Raw genomic sequence first — 18,333 nt, forward strand, 5'->3', positions numbered from 1 at the left:
AACGTTGCATGGCCCGTTCCACCCGTGGCCGGGCCTCCGGTGCGGTCCTGGAAGCATGGATGCGCCACTGTGCCGGGCGTACCATGGGCTTAACCACAGGGGCCCTTCGACCTGGATGTGGGCCGCCCTGTGATGGTCGATAGGCACAGGAGCAATCGATGTCGGAATTTGAGCTCATTGGCTTCAGCCGGATGAGGCTCCTCCACCGCGGGGACTTCGCGTCCGTGTACTGCGCCACCGATCTCGCCACCGGGGAAGTCCTGGCCTTCAAGGTGCTGGACCACGTCGGTGAACTTGAGGCATCGCGCTTCCGGCGGGAGCGCAGCTCCTATGAGCTGCTGTCGACGCATCCGAACATCGTCAACGTTGCAGGGGTGGGCCGCCAGCCCACCGGGACCTCCTATGTGGTCATGGAGTATTTCCCGGGCGGGGGCTTGGACAATGTCCTCGCCACCGCGGGCGCACTGGGCGCCGACGACGCTGCCTGGGTCGGCGCGAAGATGCTGGACGCGCTGGAGTTCGCCCATTCGTACGGCGTGGTCCACGGCGACGTCAAGCCGTCCAACATCCTTGTGGGACTCGGGGCCATCAAGCTGGGCGACTTCGGCATGGCGAAGCTGTACGAGGCCGCCCCGCGGTTTGACGGCACGGAAGTGGTGGCGCCGGACGCGCCCGCGGCCCCTGCCTTCGGTGCGCCGGAGGTGGTGCGGGGGGAGCCGGCGACGGCGGCCTCCGACCTCTATTCCCTCGGGGCCACGCTGTACAACCTCGCCACGGGCCGCCTGGCCGGTTCCGCCGGGTCAGATGCGGCTGCCGGGGTTGGGCCCGGGGGCACCGACTGGGCGTTGGTGCCGGAGCGGCTTCAAGCGGTTCTGCGCCACCTGCTGGACCCCGAGCCGTCCCTGCGCCCCGGCTCCGCCGCGGAGGCCCTGGCCGAATTGGCGCCGCTGGTTCCAGAGCGCCCCTCGGAGCGGTTCCTGGGGCACCTCAACGCAACAGTGGTGGGCGGCGGCAGCGACCTGCCGGTGCCACTGGATGGGGCGGAGGATCGGACGGCCGCCGCCGAAGGGACGGCAACGGAAACGCTCAGCACCGTCCCCGTGGTCCAGGTCGCAACGACGATCGTCCCGGCCAGCGCTGCCGGGGCGGATGCCGTCCCCACGCTCCCCAGCACCGTTGACGGCACTTCGGACCTCGTTGGCACTGTGGGCGCCGCGGGGGCCGTGGGGGCCGTGGGCGCCGCGGGGGCCGCGGCAGCAGAACCTGCGGCCGTGGACGCAGGCACCGAAACGGCGGAAACTCCCGCTGCGAAGGAAAAGGCGGATGCTCCCGCGGTGAAGGCGGCGGACGGCGCCGTCGAGGCCGGCAAGCCGAAACGCTCGCCGGTGGCGGTGGGCGCCTTGGCACTTCTCGCGCTGCTCATCATCGCCGGTGGCACGGTCTTCGCCTTCCAGCTCACAGCATTCCTAAACCCGGCAGCCGTGCAAACAACGACGTCGGGCGGACCGCCACCGAGTCTGGACACCCAATCCCCGGGCCAGGGCACCACCAGTCCAAGCGAGGGCAGCGCCACCCCTGGCACCGCGTCTCCCAGCCAAAGTGCCACAGGCCAAAGCACCACCGCGCCCAGCCAAGGGACAACAGGGGCCAGTGGGGTCGCCACCAACCCAAGCCAGGGCGGAACGAGCCAGGGCACCAATGCCACGCCCCCCGGAGCCCAGCCGACGGTTCCGGCAGGTCTGGTCAATGCACGGCAGCGCGACGCCGAGGCCCTGCTCAAATCGAAGGGATTCGCCGTTGACGTGAGGGAAGTGGCGCTGCAGACCGGCGATGGCCGGGATGGAAAAGTCATCGATGTGCAGCCACCCGAGAACAGCCAACTGGACGCTGGCGGTCTTGTGACACTGACCATCGGCCGGGCCGGACAAGCACCCGCACCCCAACCAGCCGGTTGGGATGTGCAACTGGCCTCGAACTGCCAGTGGATCCAAAATGGCCAGGATCCATCGAAGGACATCCTCGTCTTCAAGCTCTCCATCACGAGCCTTGGCGACATGTCCAAGGGTGAAACCGTCCAGATTTCATCCCGCGGCAAGCCGCCCGCAGGAGGCAGCGGATCAGCGCAGGTGGGCTACCGCTCCGGTGGAGTCACTGTCGATTACACCCACTACGGGCCGGGACGGTTCGACAGGAACGTATCCGGGGTCATTGCCATCACGGTGGGAGAAACCACGAGCCAGCTGGTCGTTTCCTTCACGAAGGATCCACCGTCCGACAACTTTGTGGCCTGCAGCTTCGCCTGATGCGCCGGTCCCAGGCGCCAGGGGCGACCGGGCCGGGGCTATTGCGCCAGGGCTTCCAGGTGGGCGACGACGGCGGCCCGCCGGGGCGAGCGCGGCGGCAGCAGGCGCAGGGCCGTGGCCCAGGCCTCGCCGTCGTCGTGCGCCTCGGGCAGCTGCAGATAGGCCAGCAGCACGTCGGGGCTCGCGTCGGCCAGAATGGCCTCGCGCAGCAGGGCGCTGGTGCGGTGCCGCAGCTCGGTCAGGGCGGGTGATTCCGAGCGGGGGAGGACCTGCCCCCGGTAGATGTTCAGGGCCAGCCGGTGTGCGCCGCGGTCCAGATAGCTGAGCACCTGCGCGGCGTCGACCACCAGCGGCGCCGGCAGCCGGTAGGGCCGGGATTCGGGCACGAGCGTGCTGCCGGCCCGGTGCAGGATGCGGCGCAGGCGGACCAGCTCCGCCCTGACGGTGGTGGCCGAGGCTCCCTCCGGGTAGACCATGGCGGCCAGCTCCTCGGCGCTGAGGCCGTTCGGGTGCAGGGCCAGCACGGCCAGGATCTCGGCATGGCGCTCGCTGAGCGGGACCTCCTGGCCGCTGGCATGCAGAACGCCGTGGTCCCGGCCCAGGATCTGCAGGCTGTCCCGGTACAGCGGCTTCGCCGCGGCAGCCGCAGTGGCTGGAGCCGTCGGGCGCAGGCGGCGCCGGGGTGCCTCGGCCCGCCGTTCCAGCCGCTCGATCCGCAGCTGGGCCTCGGCGGCCGCCACTGTGGCCTCCACCAGGGAGAGCGTGTTGGTGCCCACGGCCTCGGCGCCGCCGGTGATGTCCACGATGCCCAGGATGCTGCCCGAGTCCGGGTCCCGCAGCGGAACCGCCGTGCAGCTCCAGGGGTGCACGGAGGGGCTGAAGTGCTCGTCGCCGGAAATCTGCACGCTGCGGCCCAGCGCCAGGGCGGTGCCCGGTGCACTGGTGCCCATGGCACGCTCGGACCAGTCGGCGCCCGAGGCGAAGTTGATCCTGTCCGCCTGCCGCAGGGCGGATGAATCGCCCTCCACCCAAAGCAGGCGCCCATGCTCATCGCCCACGGCCACCAGCAGGCCGGTGCCTTCGCTGGGGCGCACCAACAGCCGGGAGATCACCGGCAGTACGGCGGCCAGCGGGTGGGCGCGGCGGATGCCGGCGAGTTCATCGCTGTCCCACACCACCGGAGGCAAGGCAGCATCGGGGGAGGCAAGGTGTTCCAAGGACCGTTCCCATGACTGAAGCACAAGGCTGCGTGGCATGGGCCACAGTCTAACCGCCCAGTGTGGGGATTGGCTGGGACCCGCTAGCGGAACAGGGCGCCTCTGACGCCCATGATGATCCTGTCGCCGACGGCCGCCTTTTGCAGCCAGTCCACCATGTAGGGATGGGCGATGGCGATGCAGCCTGCCGTGGGCACGGGGTTCTCATGGAGGAAGATGGCGAAGCCCGCGTCCTGCACAATCGGGGAGTCCGGGGGCCGGTTGTAATTGATGACGGCGCCCTGCTGGTAGTCATTGCCGGCCTTCTGGAGGAAGTACCACATGTTCTCATCCCAGCCCGTCCACGAGGTGGATTCGAAGTACCGGTTGTAGGTCGATGTTCCAGGGTTTCCACCCCACCGGCTGTTGGGGTTCAGCTTTTGGTAGGGGAGTGCCGTCCCCGGGTTGCCGGCGCCGAAGGCCTCCGTCACCGAATAGGATCCCGTCGGGCTGTAGAGGTTGCGGGTGGGGCCCGATGCGATGCCAGGGGGCTTGAACCCGCTGGCTCCCACGGTGCCGCGCACCGCCCAGTCCTCGACATACTGTCCGGCGATGCTCCGGCAGCGGATGAACCACGCCCCGGACTGGCCGTAGCCTTCAGCAACCGCGAAGGACACGGTCCGGGCCCCATAGCCGCTGTACACGGAACGGCCGTTGTTCAGTGATTCGCATTCGTTGTACCGTTTTTGCCCCACCCACCCGTTCTCCCAGGAGATGGTGCCCGTCTGGAACTTTTGGATGCAAGTGGTGCCCTGACAGATTTCCCTGCCGATCGGATAGCCCAACCACCCCCAGGCCCAGCCCGCGCTTGAGTACGACGATTGGATGCCACCCCAAACGGGGTGGGCCCCCGAGCTGGGGGACCACCAAATGATGCCGCGCTGGTACCACTGGTAGCAGCCGCCGCCGGGCAGACCACACACCTCGTTGGCGGTCGGGTAGCCGAGGTGGCCGTTCTCATAGCCGTTGGCGGCCCAGGCGCCGCGGACGGCGCCAAGGGAAACGGCAGCACCGGTGGCCGGGGACCACACGATGGCTCCGCTTTGGAACATTTGGTAGCAGCCGCCGTCGCGCAGCCCGCAGACCTCGTTGGTGGTGGGGTAGCCGAGGTAGCCGTTCTCGAAGCCGGTGGCCGCCCACGCGGTTCGAATGGCACCGAGGGAAATGGCGGCGCCGGTGGCCGGGGACCACACGATGGCTCCACCTTGGAACATTTGGTAGCAGCCGCCGTCGCGCAGGCCGCAAACCGTGTTGGTGGTGGGGTAGCCCAGGTAGCCATTCTCGTAGCCGGAGGCTGCCCAGGAGCTTCGGATGGGGCCCGCGGAAATGGCAGCGCCTGTGCCGGGCGAGAACAGGATGGCACCGTTCTGGAACATTTGGTAGCAGCCGCCGTCGCGCAGGCCGCAGACCTCGTCGGTGGCCGGGTAGCCGAGCTGGCCGTTCTCGAAGCCGGAGGCGGCCCACGTGGTGCCGATGATGCCGGTGACTGAGTGGGCGCCCGTTGCCGGGGTCCACACGATTGCCCCGTGCTCGAACGCTTGCGAACATCCGCCCTGGGCGAGACCGCAGTTCGCCGGCCCCAATGCCGCGCCGAGCCCGCCCGCTGCTCCGCCAAGCTGGGCGTATTTGGCCTGGATCGGCGATTCAGGGTCGGGCTCCGGCTGCTGCACACCCGCCGGTTCGGTGGACGACGGCGGCAGCGGGCCAGGCGTCGCCGGAACCTTTGGCGCCGGGGGAGCAGCCGGGACCGCCGGCGGTTCGGCGGGTGACGGCTCCAGGGCGGATGCGGACGGCCTGGGGCCGGTAGTGTCCGGACCGGGGGCGCCAGGCGGTGCCGTTGGTTCGGAGCTGGCAGTGGCGGACGGCGGGGAAACGGAATCCACGGCTGCCGCCGGGCCCGCCAGCCCCGCCAGAAGGGCAAGTGTGGCAGTCAATGCAAGGACAGGGAGAACGGTTCCCCGGCGTACTCTCATGGTGCTCCTTCTGCGGACGTGACGACCCCACACGTTGCCCCCGGATCAGGGGCGGTGGCGAAGTTTCGCGATGCGACGGACAGGGTGGCCTGTGCGGCAACTGTTTCGCGCACCAGCGCATGGCCCAGGACCGGAACGCCTCCCGGGCCGGTGACGGCAATGGCGATGGCGTAGGTCTGGGGCGACTGGCCCGCGTTGTGGAGGGTGCCCGTGAAGCTCCAGGATCCGGCGTCGTCCGCCCGGCAGGACACCTCGGACAACGCCCCCGCCGCGTCAAACCCGGCACTGGCGCCGGCCGCCGGCGGGTGGATGGGTGGGGTTGATGCAGAAGCCGCCGTCGTGGAGGACGTGCCAGCAGACGATGTGCCTGTTGGCGGCTGGTTGCCGGTGCACCCTGCCAGCGGGAGCGCCGCGGCGAGGAGGGCGCCGGACAGCAATGCCGCCCTGGCCACGCCGCGGGAAATCCGGCTGTGCCGCTGAGAAAAACCGATCATGACGCCCCCAAACGCACGATTGCACCAAGTGCATCCGCCCAGGAAATCCTGCAGCGGTCGCTCATTCTAACCACAGCCACAGTTGAACCGTCGGCATGTGACGGAGCAGGAGCCCGTGCCGGGCCCTGGCTGGGTCCGGTCCAAAACGAAAACGCAGATGCCGTGGCCTTCACATGGTGAAGGCCACGGCATCTGCGTTTTCGATGGGGGTTGCTACCGCTGGGCGGTCTCCAGCTCGGTTTCTGCCTTACCGGCGTCGCGTTCTGCCTCAACGAGGGTGCCCAGCTTGGCGCCCTCGACGTCGACGTCGGGCAGGATCCGCTCCAGCCACGCCGGCAGCCACCAGGCGCTGCGGCCCAGCAGGTGCATGGCGGCGGGGACGATGGTCATGCGGACCACGAAGGCATCAATCAGCACGCCGAAGGCCAGGGCGAAGCCCAGCGGGCGCACCATGGTCAGGTGGCTGAAGATGAAGCCGGCAAAGACGCTGGTCATGATGATCGCGGCGGCCGTCACCACCGGGGCGGCATGGCTGAAGCCGGTGCGCACCGCGGTCTTGGCGTCCTGCCCGTGCACATAGGCCTCGCGCATGCCCGAGGCGATGAACACCTGGTAGTCCATGGCCAGCCCAAACAGCACACCGATCAGGATGATGGGCAGGAAGCTCAGGACGGCGCCGGGGTTGGCGACGTCGAACACGCCCCCGAGCCAGCCCCACTGGTACACGGCCACCACGCCACCGAAGGCGGCGGCGAGCGAGAGCAGGAAGCCTGCCGTGGCCAGCAGCGGCACCAGGATGGAGCGGAACACCAGGATCAGCAGGATCAGGGAGAGCCCGACGACGATGGCCAGGTAGGTGGGCAGCGCGGCCCCCAGCTTGGCCGAGACATCCACATTGGCGGCGGTCTGGCCGGTGAGGCCGATCGTGGCACCGGTGGTGGATTCGATGGCGGCGCCCGCGGCCCGCAGATCGGACACCACGGCCACGGTGCTGGCGCTCGCCGGACCCTCGGCGGGGACCACCTGGATGATCGAGGTGCGCAGGTCATCGCTCGTGGCCATGGGCACGGCGGCCGTTACATTGGGCACCGTCCGCAGCTCGGCGGCAATGTCCAGATTCTTGGACGTCGCGGCGTCCTTGTCCAGTCCCTCGGGCAGCGAGGCCACCACGATGATGGGTCCGTTCATGCCGGCGCCGAAGTTCTCGCCGGTGATGGAGTACGCCTGGTAGGCGCTGGAATCCACCGGCTCGGAACCGCCGTCGGGCAGGGCCAGACGCAGACCGGCGGCCGGCAGGGCCACCACAATCAGGGCCAGCACCGACACCACCAGGGCTGGCACGGAGAACCGGGTCACGAGCCCGCCCCAGCCGCGGCCGGCGTGCGCGGCGTCGGCGGCCGCATCCTCGGCGGCGGTGTGGGTGGCGTGGTGGGCGGCGTTCTTCGCCCAGGCCCGCTTGGAGATGAGCCTCGTGCCAATCAGGGACAGCAGCGCCGGGGTCAGGGTCAGCGCGATGACGACGGCGACGGCCACCGTGGCCGCGGCGGCCAGGCCCAGCACCGCCAGGAACGGCAGGCCGGTGACGGACAGGGCCGCCAGGGCGATGACGACGGTGAGGCCGGCGAAGAGCACGGCGTTGCCGCTGGTGCCCGTGGCCTTGGCAATGGATTCGCGCATCTCCATGCCCGCCAGCAGCTGCTGCCGGTGGCGGTTGACGATGAACAGCGAGTAGTCGATGCCCACGGCCAGGCCGAGCATCAGGGCCAGCATGGGGGAGATGGAGGACATTTCAATGGCACCGGTGAGGGCAAAGGTGCCGCCCACGCCGACGCCCACGCCCACCACTGCCATCAGCAGGGGCAGCCCTGCGGCGATCAAGGTGCCAAGCATGATGATCAGCACCAGCGCGGCCACGGCGATGCCCACGGCCTCGGAGATCCCGAAGAGCGATGACACGTCCTCGGTGATGTCCTTGCTGAAGAAGACCTCGACGCCGGAGGAGGAGGCCTTGTTCAGGACCTCCTGAACCTCGGCGCGGACCTTGGGGGAGACGGCGTTGATGGAGACGTCGAACTGCACCGCGGCGACGGCGGCCTGGCCGTTCTCGGAGACAAAGCGGATGCCCGAGGCGGCCTCGGCGGTGCGCTCGCCGAGCAGCAGTGCGCTGGTCTTGGCGGCGAGGGTGGCGGTGCCCTCCTCATACTGCTTCATGCCGGCGTCGTACTGGGCCTGTGCGGCGGGAAAAAGGGCCTTCAAACCGTCGAGCTGGGCCTTGGAGGCGTCCAGCTCGGCCTGGCCGGCGGCCAGCTGGGCCTTGCCGTCGGCGATCTGGGCGGCGGCGCCGTCGGACGTGGCCTGCATGGTGAAGGGATCGATCACGCCGCGGATGTTCGAGACGGAGGTGACGTCCTTCAGCGCCGCGGAGACGGCGTCCTTCTGCGCCTGGGTGAAGGAGCTGCCGTCGCCGGTGGTGAAGACCACCGTGCCGGTGCCGCCGGCGGAGTCGGGCAGATCCGCCTTGAGCTTGTCCGCCATCTGCTGCGTTTCGGTGCCGGGGATCTGGAAGTTGTTGGTCATCTGGCCGTGGAAGAGGGCAGCGGAACCGCCAACCAATCCCATGACAACCGTCCAGATGGCGATCACCAGCCAGGAGCGGCGGGCGGAGAACCGGCCGAGCCGGTAGAGCAGAAGTGCCATTAGTGCGTTTCCGTTCGTGGGTTGGGTGGCTAGCTGGCGAAACCGCGGCGCAGATGGCCGACGGCGTCAATGAGGAGTTGGCGGAGTTCGTCCAGGGATTCGGGGCTGGTGTCCGAGCCGTGCCGGCGGTGCCAGACCTCGACGGCGGCGCGGCAGCCGCCGACGACGGCACCCACCAGGGCATGGACGTAGAGTTCGTCGCCCGCCCCGCCCAGGCGTTCCAGGGCCATGGCGGTGATCTTGGTGCTGCACTTGTCCCATGCCTCCAGCTGGAAGCGGGAGAGCTGCGGACTTTGGGTGAGGTCGCAGGTCTCGGCCAGCACGGCGAGGTCGCGGGGGCTGCCCACGGCCTCGAGGGCGAACTGGGCAGATTCCAGCACCGGCTCGTCGATGGGCCGCTGGGCCAGCACCGCCAGCAGGGAATCGAGGTATCCCTCCGTGAAGCTGGCAATGGCCGCTTCAACCGAGGGGAAGTAGTTGAAGAACGTCCGGCGGGAGACGCCGGCGGCGGTGGCGACGTCGTCGACGGTGAAATCGCTGATGTCCTTGGCCCGCAGCAGATTCAACGCCGCGTTGGCGATGGCCTCCCGCGTGGCGGCCTTGTTTAGTTCGCGCCGCGAGGCGGCGGCTTCTTCCAATGGGGTCACGTTCTTACACTAAGTGCAAGTTTGCACGCAGTGCAAGTTTAAGCTGCCCGGGCCCTGGTCCGGGCCCCGCTCCGGGCCCGGGCGGGCTGCCGGTTAAACGGCTGAAGCCCGTCCGGGCAGCCATGGTGGCTGCCCGGACGGGCTTCGTGGATGTGCCTTCTACATGCTCATCGGCAATGTTCTGCGGCAGGGCCGCGGTTGCGCCGCGGAGGCGCTATGCGTTGACGAGGTCCTTCTCGCCGGAGCGGGAATCGCCCTTGCCGGACTCGGTGCCGGACTCGGTGTCAACAGCCTCGGCGGCGGCGTCGTCGGCGTCGTCGGCGAACGGATCGCCATTGCGCGGTGCGTTGTACAGGTCCATATCCAGGATGCCCTGGCGTTTGGCCACGATGGCCGGAACCAGTGCCTGGCCGGCCACGTTGACGGCGGTGCGGCCCATGTCCAGGATCGGGTCGATGGCCAGCAGCAGGCCCACGCCGGCCAGCGGCAGACCCAGGGTGGAGAGCGTCAGCGTGAGCATGACGACGGCGCCGGTGGTGCCGGCCGTGGCGGCCGAGCCCAGGACGGAGACCAGCACGATCAGCAGGTACTGGCTGAAGTCCAGGTTGATGCCGAAGAACTGGGCCACGAAGATGGCGGCGATGGCCGGGTAGATCGCGGCGCAGCCGTCCATCTTGGTGGTGGCGCCCAGCGGGACGGCGAAGGAGGCGTAGGCGCGGGGGACGCCCAGGTTGCGCTCGGTCACGCGCTGGGTCAGCGGCAGGGTGCCGATGGAGGAGCGGGAGACGAAGGCCAGCTGGACGGCCGGCCAGACGCCGGAGAAGTACTGCTTCACGGACAGGCCGTGGACTCGGGCCAGGATCGGGTAGACCACGAAGAGCACGATGGCCAGGCCAACGTAGATCGCCACGGTGAACTTGCCCAGCGAGCCGATGGTGTCCCAACCATAGGTGGCAACGGCCTTGCCGATGAGGCCGACGGTGCCGATGGGGGCGATGCGGATGATCCACCAGAGGACCTTCTGGATGACCTGCAGGGCGGAGGCGTTCAGGTTCAGGAACGGCTCGGCGGCCTTGCCCACCTTCAGGGCGGCGATGCCGATGGCGATGGCGATGACCAGGATCTGCAGCACGTTGAAGCTGATCGAGGTGGTGACGGCGCCGCTCTCGGCAACGGAGGAGCTGGCGCCAAGGCCCAGGAAGTTCTTCGGGAACAGGCCGGTCAGGAAGGCCCACCAGTCACCGGACTTGCCGGTGTATTCCTTGGGGGTGGCCTGACCGGTGCCGGCGCCCGGCTGGAAGATGACACCCAGACCGATGCCGATGACGACGGCGATCAGGGAGGTGATCGCGAACCAGAGCAGGGTGTTCCACGCCAGCTTCGCGGCGTTGGTCACCTGGCGCAGGTTGGCGATGGAGGAGACGACGGCGGTGAAGATGAGCGGGACCACGGCGGCCTGCAGCAGCGACACATAGCTGGAGCCGATGGTGGTCAACGTGGTGGTCAGGCCATTGGGATTCTTGGCGTCGCCGCCAAGGGACTTGGCGATGAGGCCCAGCACGAGGCCGAGCACGAGGGCTGCGATGATTTGGACGCCGAAGGAGCTGGCCCACTTGGGGAGCCGCGTTGCCTTGGGGGTCTGCGTAGTAGAAGTCACGGGACCACGCTATGGCTGTGTCGACGGGTGTGAATAATTAGTGTTTCGCTTTGTGACAATGCGGAATCCACTGTGCCGTGCGGCACATGGCGGGGGACAATCAAGGCACCAGTGATCCACTGCCCGACAGGGGGTTCAGATGACCATCGTTCCACGCATCACCGTCGAGGTTCCGGTGCTGGGGATTGGCTCCGGGACCGGCGGCTACGAGGGGCTGGCCCGCCATGTCAGGTCCCTGCGGAGGCCCGCAGGCCTGCACATGACACTGCTGCACCTTGGCGTCCTGGCGGACTTTGCCCGCGACGTCGAGGGGTGGACCAAGGGCCGCACCAGTGCCGCCCGGGCCACCGACGCGACAGTTGCCTGGCTCAGGGGGCTGCCGGTGCTGGAACCGTTTTCCGCCACGGCCGCACGGCTGGTGGTGCTGGGCGGCGGGGGAGTCTACGGGCTGGACGTTGACGTGCCCGAGGAGGTGCGCACCTTCCAGACGTCCCTGGTGGCGGGCCTGCATGCGCTGTTGGACTCGCTGCTGATGGACAACATCGACGATTTCATCCTCAGCTCGCCGGCCCTCGGCTACCGGTACCCGCACTGGACCCCGCATGTCGCCGTCGGCCGTCCGGCGGCGTACCCGGCGAAGGTGGTCGAGGTGCTGCCGCTCAACGTGCAGTTCGGCCCGTCCCAGATCCGCAACGAGCGGTATCTGCCCTAGCCCCGCTGGTCAAACGGGGCGGAGCGAGACCCGGGGACGCACTTCCCCTTTGAGGACGCGTCCACTACTGCGTCCTCAAAGGGGGAGTGCGTCGCGAGCCGTGGAGATTACCCCAGCAGGGCCACGCGGAGGGTGTCCAGGCCTACGGAGCCCAGGTTCAGCGCCTGCGTGTGGAAGGCCTTCAGATCGAAGTCCGTGCCATCGGCTGCGGCGCGGGCATCGCGGATCTCCTCCCAGAGGCGCTGGCCGATCTTGTACGACGGCGCCTGGCCGGGCCAGCCCAGGTAGCGGTTGAACTCGAAGTCCAGCTGTCCGGGGGAGGTGTCAAGGTTCGTCTTGAGGAACTCGAAGCCGTTCTCCGGCGTCCAGGTCCCCGTGCCCCACTGGGCCGGCATGTCCAGTTCGAGGTGGACGCCGATGTCGAAGACCACGCGGGCGGCGCGCATCCGCTGGCCGTCCAGCATGCCCATCTTGTCGCCCGGGTCGGAGAGGTAGCCCAGCTGGTCCATCAGGCGCTCGGCGTACAGGGCCCAGCCCTCGCCGTGTCCGGAGACCCAGCAGGCGTTGCGGCGCCAGTTGTTCAGCAGGCCGCTCTGGTAGACGGCCGTGGCCACCTGCAAGTGGTGGCCGGGGACGCCCTCGTGGTAGACCGTGGTGGTTTCGGACCAGGTGGTGAAGGAGTCCTCGCCCTCCGGCACGGACCACCACATGCGGCCCGGGCGGGAGAAGTCGTCCGAGGGGCCGGAGTAGTAGATGCCGCCGTCCTGGGTGGGGGCGATCATGCACTCGAGGCGGCGCATGATCTCGGGGATGTCGAACTGCTCGCCGGCCAGATCAGCCACGGCCTTGTCGGAGAGCTCCTGCATCCAGGACTTCAGGGCGTCGGTGCCCTTGAGCTGGCGGGCAGGGTCCGCATTGAGAACGGCCTTGGCCTCCTCGATGCTGGCGCCGGGGGCGATCTGCTCGGCGACGGCGCGCTGCTCGGCGATGATCCGGTCCAGTTCCGCCACGCCCCAGGCGTACGTTTCCTGAAGATCGACGGCGGAGCCCAGGAATACGCGGGAGGCCAGGGCGTAGCGCTCGGCCCCGACGGCGTCCTTCAGCGGGGCCTGCGGCAGCAGCTCGTCCGCCAAGAAGTCCACCAGGGCTGCATAGGCGGCGCGCGCGGTCTCGGCCCCGGTGGCCAGGGTCTCGGTGAGCTCCCCGGTGAGGGCCTCGCCGGATTCCAGTGTGGCCTCCTTGGCGAAGGTGGTGAAGAAGCCGTCCTCGGACGCGTGGCGCTGGCACTGCTCGATGACGATTTCCACCTGGCGGCGGGCGGCCACCAGGGAGTTGGCGGCGCCGGAACGCAGCGAGGAGATGTAGCCCTCGATGGCGCCGGGGACATTGGCCAGGCGGCCGGCAATGTGCTCCCAGTCCGTCGCCGTTGCGGTGGGCATCAAATCGAAGATGGCCCGGATGTCCTGCGAGGCGGAGGCGATGTTGTTCAGCTCGGCCAGCTGCCATCCGGTCTCGTGCAGCTCCAGGTCCAGGCCGAGGCGCTCGCGCATGGCGTGCAGGGTGACCTTGTCGACGTCGTCCGTCGGTTCCAAGGCGGCCAGCTCCTCCAGCGTGGAGCGTGTGGCGGCGGCGAAGGCCTCAAAGCCCGCGGGGGAGTAGTCGCGGTATTCGGTTTCATGCCCGGGCAGGCCCAGGCTGGTGGCGAAGCTGGGGTCGAGCTCCAACAGGGTGGCCGTGTAGGCGTCGGCAACGGCGTCGATGGCGGTCTGGGTGCGGGTGGGTTTCGTTGTTACGTTAGTCACTTCCCGAGCCTACCGCCCAGTAGCCTTTTTCTGAAGCACTGCTTTCACACCGACGGCCGCGCCACTCCCAACGAAATCGCGCCCCTTCATAACAATCGCGCCGGGTGACCGGACGCGATTGTTATGAAGGAGCGCGATTTTGGTGGGAATCCTAGGTGCGGGACCGGCGCCAGGCCCCGGGGCCGGGCTTGGGGCCGAGGTTCAGCTGGGCGCGCCGCACCCAGGCACGGGTGGCGGGCTTGGCCTCGGGCTCCTCGTCAACGCTCTGCAGGGAGAGCACGACGGCGGTGAGTGCCGCCAGCTCCTCCGGCGTCGGGTTGCCCTTGGCGACGGTGAGCAGCGGGGTGCCGGGGGCCTCGGTGGGCTCGACCAGCGGTGTCTGGTTCGCCGTCACAGCGGGATGTTCCCGTGCTTCTTGGCGGGGAGGCTGGCACGCTTGTCGCGCAGGGCGCGCAGGCCCTTGATCAGCTGGATGCGGGTGTCCGACGGGGCGATGACGGCGTCGACGTAGCCCAGCTCGGCGGCCTGGTACGGGTTCAGGAGCTCCTCCTCGTAGCCGCGCACGATCTCCGCGCGGCGGGCCTCGACGTCGCCGCCGTCGGCAGCCACAGCGGCCAGGTCGCGGCGGTACAGGATGTTGACGGCGCCCTGGGCACCCATCACACCGATCTGGGCGGTGGGCCAGGCGAGGTTCAGATCCGCACCGAGCTTCTTGGAGCCCATCACGATGTACGCTCCGCCGTAGGCCTTGCGGGTGATGACCGTCAGCTTGGGCACGGTGGCCTCGGCGTAGGCGTAGAGCAGCTTGGCACCGCGGCGGATGATGCCCTGGAACTCCTGGTCCTTGCCGGGCAGGAAGCCGGGGACGTCCACCAGCGTGATGATGGGGATGTTGAAGGCGTCGCAGTGGCGGACAAAGCGGGCGGCCTTCTCCGAGGCGGAGATGTCCAGGGTGCCGGCAAACTGCATCGGCTGGTTGGCCACGATGCCCACCGTATGGCCCTCGATGCGGCCGTAGCCGATCATCACGTTGGGTGCGTAAAGGGACTGCATCTCAAGGAAGTGGCCATCGTCGACGATCTGCGAGATGACCTTGCGCATGTCATAGGGGTGGTTGGCCGAATCGGGGATCAGCGCATCCAGTTCCAGATCGGCGTCGTCGATCTCCAGTTCCTGCTCGTGCTCCTGCACCGGGGCTTCGGCCAGGTTGTTGGAGGGCAGGAAGTCCAGCAGCTCGCGGACAAACTCGATCGCATCGGCTTCATCCGACGCGAGGTAGGTGGAGGTTCCGGTGGTGGTGTTGTGCTGGCGGGCGCCACCGAGGGTCTCCATGTCCACGTCCTCGCCGGTGACGGTCTTGATGACGTCCGGGCCGGTGATGAACATGTGCGAGGTCTTGTCCACCATGACGACGTAGTCCGTCAGGGCGGGGGAGTAGGCGGCGCCACCGGCGCACGGACCCATGATGAGGGAGATCTGCGGGACGACGCCGGAGGCGTGGACGTTGTTGCGGAAGATGTCGGCGAACATGGCCAGCGAGGCCACGCCCTCCTGGATGCGGGCGCCGCCGCCGTCGTTGATGCCCACCACGGGGCAGCCGTTGCGCAGCGCAAATTCCTGGACCTTGACGATCTTCTCGCCGTTGACCTGGCTCAGCGAACCGCCGTAGACGCTGAAGTCCTGGCTGTAGAGGGCCACCAGACGGCCGTCTACCGTACCGTAGCCGGAGACGACGCCGTCGCCCAGAGGCTTCTTCTTCTCCATGCCGAAGGCGGTGGAGCGGTGCACGGCCAGAGCGTCGAACTCGACAAACGATCCTTCGTCCACCAGCAGATCGATGCGCTCGCGGGCGGTGTTCTTGCCGCGTGCATGCTGCTTCTCAACGGCCTCGGGGCCGGAGGGCTGGGCGGCCTGAGCCAGACGGTCGCGGAAATCCGCGATCTTGCCTGCGGTGGTCGAAAGATCGTGGCTCATAGGTTCTCTTCGCTCGCTTGTCTGCCCGGTGTGGCTTCTTTACGGTGGCTGCATTAAGTAGGAAAGACACAAAGAATGCGCCTCCATCCACAGTCTAGTGACGTTTTGGATGCCAGCCTCTGTAGAAAACCTACAATTTCCCGCCGAATGTATCTACATCCACCGCGCATTGCCCTTGCGCAGCGGCGGTGTCGGAGGGTGCCGATAAGATCAAACCATGACCAGCGCGCTGCCCCCCTTGGATGCGTCCAGCCTGCGGGCGGCCCTGCTGGCACCCAGCGGAGCCTACGCCCGGGTGGACGTCGTGCCCGAAACCGGATCCACCAACGCGGACCTCATGGCCGCCGCTGCCAACGACGACGCCGGCTGGCCGGATCTGTCCGTGCTGCTCACCGACAGCCAGGTGGGCGGCCGTGGACGGCTTGACCGCAGCTGGACCGCGCCTGCCGGCAGTTCCATGATCAGCTCGGTGCTGCTGCGGCCCACCAACCGCGGCGCGGCGCTGCCGATGCGGGCCTATGGCTGGTTCTCGGTGCTGGCCGCCATCGCCCTGGTGGATGCCCTGGCGGCGGAAACCGGCACGCAGCCGGCCCTGAAGTGGCCCAATGATGTGGTGCTGAACGGCCGCAAGATCTCCGGCATCCTCGCCCAGCTGGTCCCTGCACAGCCCGGCGCGGCTTCAGGCGCGCCCACCCCGCCCGCCGTCGTCGTCGGCATTGGCACCAATGTGCACCAAAGCCGGGCCCAGCTGCCCGTGGACACCGCCACCTCACTGGTGCTGGAAGGCGCCGCCACGCTGGACCGGCACATCCTGCTGCCCGCCTTCCTCAACCGTTTTGCCGCCCTGTACGCCCAGTTCTGCGCCGTCTCCGGCGATGCCTCGGCCCCGCTGCCCGGTGGGTTGAGCGTCCGCGCCCTGGCCACCGGGCGGATGGCCACCCTGGGCGTGGGCGTGCGTGCCGAGCTGCCCGGCGGTCAAATGCTCACCGGCCTGGCCGAGGGCCTGGACGCCGATGGCTCGCTGCTGATCCGCGATGCCGCCGGAACCCTGCACACCGTCTCCGCCGGTGACGTGGTGCACCTGCGCCGCGATGCGTCCGACGGCGGCAGTGCCTATGCGTAGCTGGCTGGCCCCGGGGGAGCAGGTGATAGTGCGCACGCGGCCCCACAAGCACGTTCTGCTGCTTCCGGCAGTTGTGGCGGTGGTGGTGCCCTTCGTGGTGGGCCTGCTGATGGCCTGGCTTGATGCCAGCCGCTACCACCGCTGGGCCCCGGCGGCTCCGCAGCTGCGCGAACCGGCCATCGTGGCGGTGCTGGTGCTGGCGTCCATGGTGCTGGTGCTCTTTCCGCTGCGGAAGTACCTGGCGTGGCTGGGCACCGGCTATACACTCACCAGCCGCCGGATTGTGGTCCGCAATGGCTGGCTGCGCAGGCACCGGCGGGATTATCCGCTGGCCGTAGTGCACCATCTGGGCACCAGCCAGACGCTGGTGGAACGGATGTGGCGCTCGGGGACTATAGCCTTGGACATGGGATTCGACGGTTCCGCGGACATCAGGCACGTGCCGGAGGTTGACACCTTTGGCCACTACGCCCTGGACGCCATCGAAGACCTGCCGCACTCGGCGCTGGCGCCCGCGGGCCCGCAGCGCGACTACGCTGATGAAACTGACATTGAAGGATGGGAGGGAATGCCGCATGGAAGAGACTGAGCAGACGGCGGACCTTCCCCTGCCCCCTGCCACCCGCGGCGAGATCAAGGCGCTGGAAGCGGAGCTGCTGGGCGGGGAACGCAAGCTGCGCCGCCGCGAAGTTGCCGCCGGCGCCGGGGTGTCGCTGCTGTCCGCCCGCAAGATTTGGCGCGCCATGGGCTTTCCCAATCTGGGCGACGACGACGTCGCGTTCACCGAGCGTGACCAGGAGGCCCTGGGCATCGTGGTGGATCTGGTCCGCCGCAAGGTGGTCACCGAAGAGGCCGCCATCTCCATCACCCGCTCCATCGGCCAGATGACTGACCGCATGGTGGTCTGGCAGATCGAGGCCCTCGTTGAGGATCTCGTGGCCGAGCACGGCGTCAGCGACGCCGCAGCCCGCCGCGCCGTCGTCTCCGAGCTGCCCCAGCTGATTGATTCGCTGGAAAAGGTGCTTATCTATTCCTACCGCCGCCAGCTCAATGCCGGCGTCCAGCGCCTGGCGGTCCGCGCCCAGGCCGGGCTGGAGGCCAGCGCCGAGGGGCGCGACGGCGAAGAGGACGATGCTCCGCTGCCCCTGGCCCGGGCCGTGGGCTTTGCGGACCTGGTCAGCTACACCTCCCTGTCGCGGCGGATGAACGAGAAGACGCTGGCCAAGCTGGTGACGCGCTTTGAGACCATCTGCGCGGAGATCATCTCCGTCGGTGGCGGCCGGCTGGTGAAGACCGTGGGCGATGAGGTGCTGTTCAACTGCGAGACGCCCGTTGCCGGTGCGGAGATTTCCCTGGCCCTGGCCGAGGCGATGGCGGCGGATGAATTCCTGCCCCAGGCCCGCGTGTCCATGGTGTGGGGGCGCGTGCTCTCGCGGCTGGGCGACATCTATGGGCCCACCGTCAACCTCGCCGCGCGCCTGACCGCTCTGGCCGAGCCCGGGACGGTGCTGATCGATTCCGCGACGGCGGCAGCCCTGGCCGAGGACGAGCGCTTCATCCTCATCCCGCAGGAGGTCCAGGAGGTGCGCGGATTCGGCGCCATCCACCCGGTGCTGCTGGCCCGCGGCCGCGGACGCGGCCTCGTGGTGGACTAACGCCCCCCAACACTGGGGGAGTTCTCCCCATGGCGGTGCG

General features: G+C 68.6%; 14 protein-coding genes. 5 read left to right on the forward strand and 9 right to left on the reverse strand.

Annotation, left to right across the window (positions count from 1 at the left end):
• Window positions 1–158 precede the first annotated feature (158 nt).
• Window positions 159–2,303 (forward strand): serine/threonine protein kinase, encoded by a 2,145-nt coding sequence (locus K254_RS24660; RefSeq protein ID WP_026553897.1) that lies wholly within the window; start codon window positions 159–161, stop codon window positions 2,301–2,303.
• 38 nt (window positions 2,304–2,341) lie between these two features.
• Here the strand turns inward: K254_RS24660 and K254_RS21175 are convergent, their stop codons facing one another.
• The 6 genes from K254_RS21175 to K254_RS0101520 all read right to left on the reverse strand — a co-directional run bounded on the left by K254_RS21175 (window position 2,342) and on the right by K254_RS0101520 (window position 11,027).
• Window positions 2,342–3,559 (reverse strand): helix-turn-helix domain-containing protein, encoded by a 1,218-nt coding sequence (locus tag K254_RS21175; RefSeq protein WP_081709814.1) that lies wholly within the window; start codon window positions 3,557–3,559, stop codon window positions 2,342–2,344.
• Window positions 3,560–3,603: 44 nt separating this feature from the next.
• Window positions 3,604–5,493, reverse strand: coding sequence for a L,D-transpeptidase family protein (locus K254_RS24665; RefSeq protein WP_155848420.1), 1,890 nt, complete (start codon window positions 5,491–5,493; stop codon window positions 3,604–3,606).
• A gap of 35 nt (window positions 5,494–5,528) precedes the next feature.
• Window positions 5,529–6,026, reverse strand: a complete 498-nt coding sequence (locus K254_RS25575) for a hypothetical protein (protein ID WP_155848421.1) — start codon at window positions 6,024–6,026, stop codon at window positions 5,529–5,531.
• A 213-nt stretch (window positions 6,027–6,239) separates the two neighbouring features.
• A complete protein-coding gene (locus tag K254_RS0101510) occupies window positions 6,240–8,723 on the reverse strand; it encodes an MMPL family transporter (RefSeq protein ID WP_026553899.1) in 2,484 nt (827 codons plus the stop codon).
• Between the two features lie 29 nt (window positions 8,724–8,752).
• Entirely contained in the window at window positions 8,753–9,370 is a 618-nt protein-coding gene (locus K254_RS0101515; RefSeq protein ID WP_026553900.1) for a TetR family transcriptional regulator, read from the reverse strand.
• Window positions 9,371–9,584: 214 nt separating this feature from the next.
• A complete protein-coding gene (locus tag K254_RS0101520) occupies window positions 9,585–11,027 on the reverse strand; it encodes a dicarboxylate/amino acid:cation symporter (protein ID WP_026553901.1) in 1,443 nt (480 codons plus the stop codon).
• A 139-nt stretch (window positions 11,028–11,166) separates the two neighbouring features.
• Here K254_RS0101520 and K254_RS0101525 point away from each other — a divergent pair, with 139 nt between their 5' ends.
• The gene (locus K254_RS0101525; protein WP_026553902.1) at window positions 11,167–11,739 is read left to right on the forward strand and encodes a hypothetical protein; all 573 of its coding nucleotides are present in this window, start codon (window positions 11,167–11,169) and stop codon (window positions 11,737–11,739) included.
• A 107-nt stretch (window positions 11,740–11,846) separates the two neighbouring features.
• Here K254_RS0101525 and K254_RS0101530 read toward each other — a convergent pair whose 3' ends face one another.
• The 3 genes from K254_RS0101530 to K254_RS0101540 form a co-directional block, all read right to left on the reverse strand.
• Complete coding sequence (locus K254_RS0101530) at window positions 11,847–13,541, reverse strand: DUF885 domain-containing protein (protein ID WP_026553903.1); 1,695 nt, start codon at window positions 13,539–13,541, stop codon at window positions 11,847–11,849.
• Between the two features lie 151 nt (window positions 13,542–13,692).
• Window positions 13,693–13,935: an acyl-CoA carboxylase subunit epsilon gene (locus K254_RS0101535; RefSeq protein WP_026553904.1), complete on the reverse strand. Its 243-nt coding sequence runs from the start codon at window positions 13,933–13,935 to the stop codon at window positions 13,693–13,695.
• Complete coding sequence (locus K254_RS0101540; protein WP_026553905.1) at window positions 13,932–15,515, reverse strand: acyl-CoA carboxylase subunit beta; 1,584 nt, start codon at window positions 15,513–15,515, stop codon at window positions 13,932–13,934. The genes K254_RS0101535 and K254_RS0101540 overlap by 4 nt, the downstream gene beginning before the upstream one ends.
• A gap of 217 nt (window positions 15,516–15,732) precedes the next feature.
• Between K254_RS0101540 and K254_RS21185 the strand changes: the two genes are divergently transcribed.
• The 3 genes from K254_RS21185 to K254_RS21195 are packed head-to-tail and all read left to right on the forward strand — an operon-like array spanning window position 15,733 to window position 18,293.
• Entirely contained in the window at window positions 15,733–16,638 is a 906-nt protein-coding gene (locus K254_RS21185) for a biotin--[acetyl-CoA-carboxylase] ligase (protein ID WP_051388660.1), read from the forward strand.
• Window positions 16,631–17,227: a PH domain-containing protein gene (locus K254_RS21190; RefSeq protein WP_196810852.1), complete on the forward strand. Its 597-nt coding sequence runs from the start codon at window positions 16,631–16,633 to the stop codon at window positions 17,225–17,227. The genes K254_RS21185 and K254_RS21190 overlap by 8 nt, the downstream gene beginning before the upstream one ends.
• Window positions 17,214–18,293, forward strand: a complete 1,080-nt coding sequence (locus K254_RS21195) for an adenylate/guanylate cyclase domain-containing protein (RefSeq protein ID WP_051388663.1) — start codon at window positions 17,214–17,216, stop codon at window positions 18,291–18,293. Before K254_RS21190 ends, K254_RS21195 begins: the two co-directional genes overlap by 14 nt.
• The last annotated feature ends 40 nt before the right edge of the window (window positions 18,294–18,333 follow it).

Origin of the sequence: Arthrobacter sp. 35W (genome assembly GCF_000482545.1) — a bacterium.
Classification (GTDB): Bacteria; Actinomycetota; Actinomycetes; order Actinomycetales; family Micrococcaceae; genus Specibacter.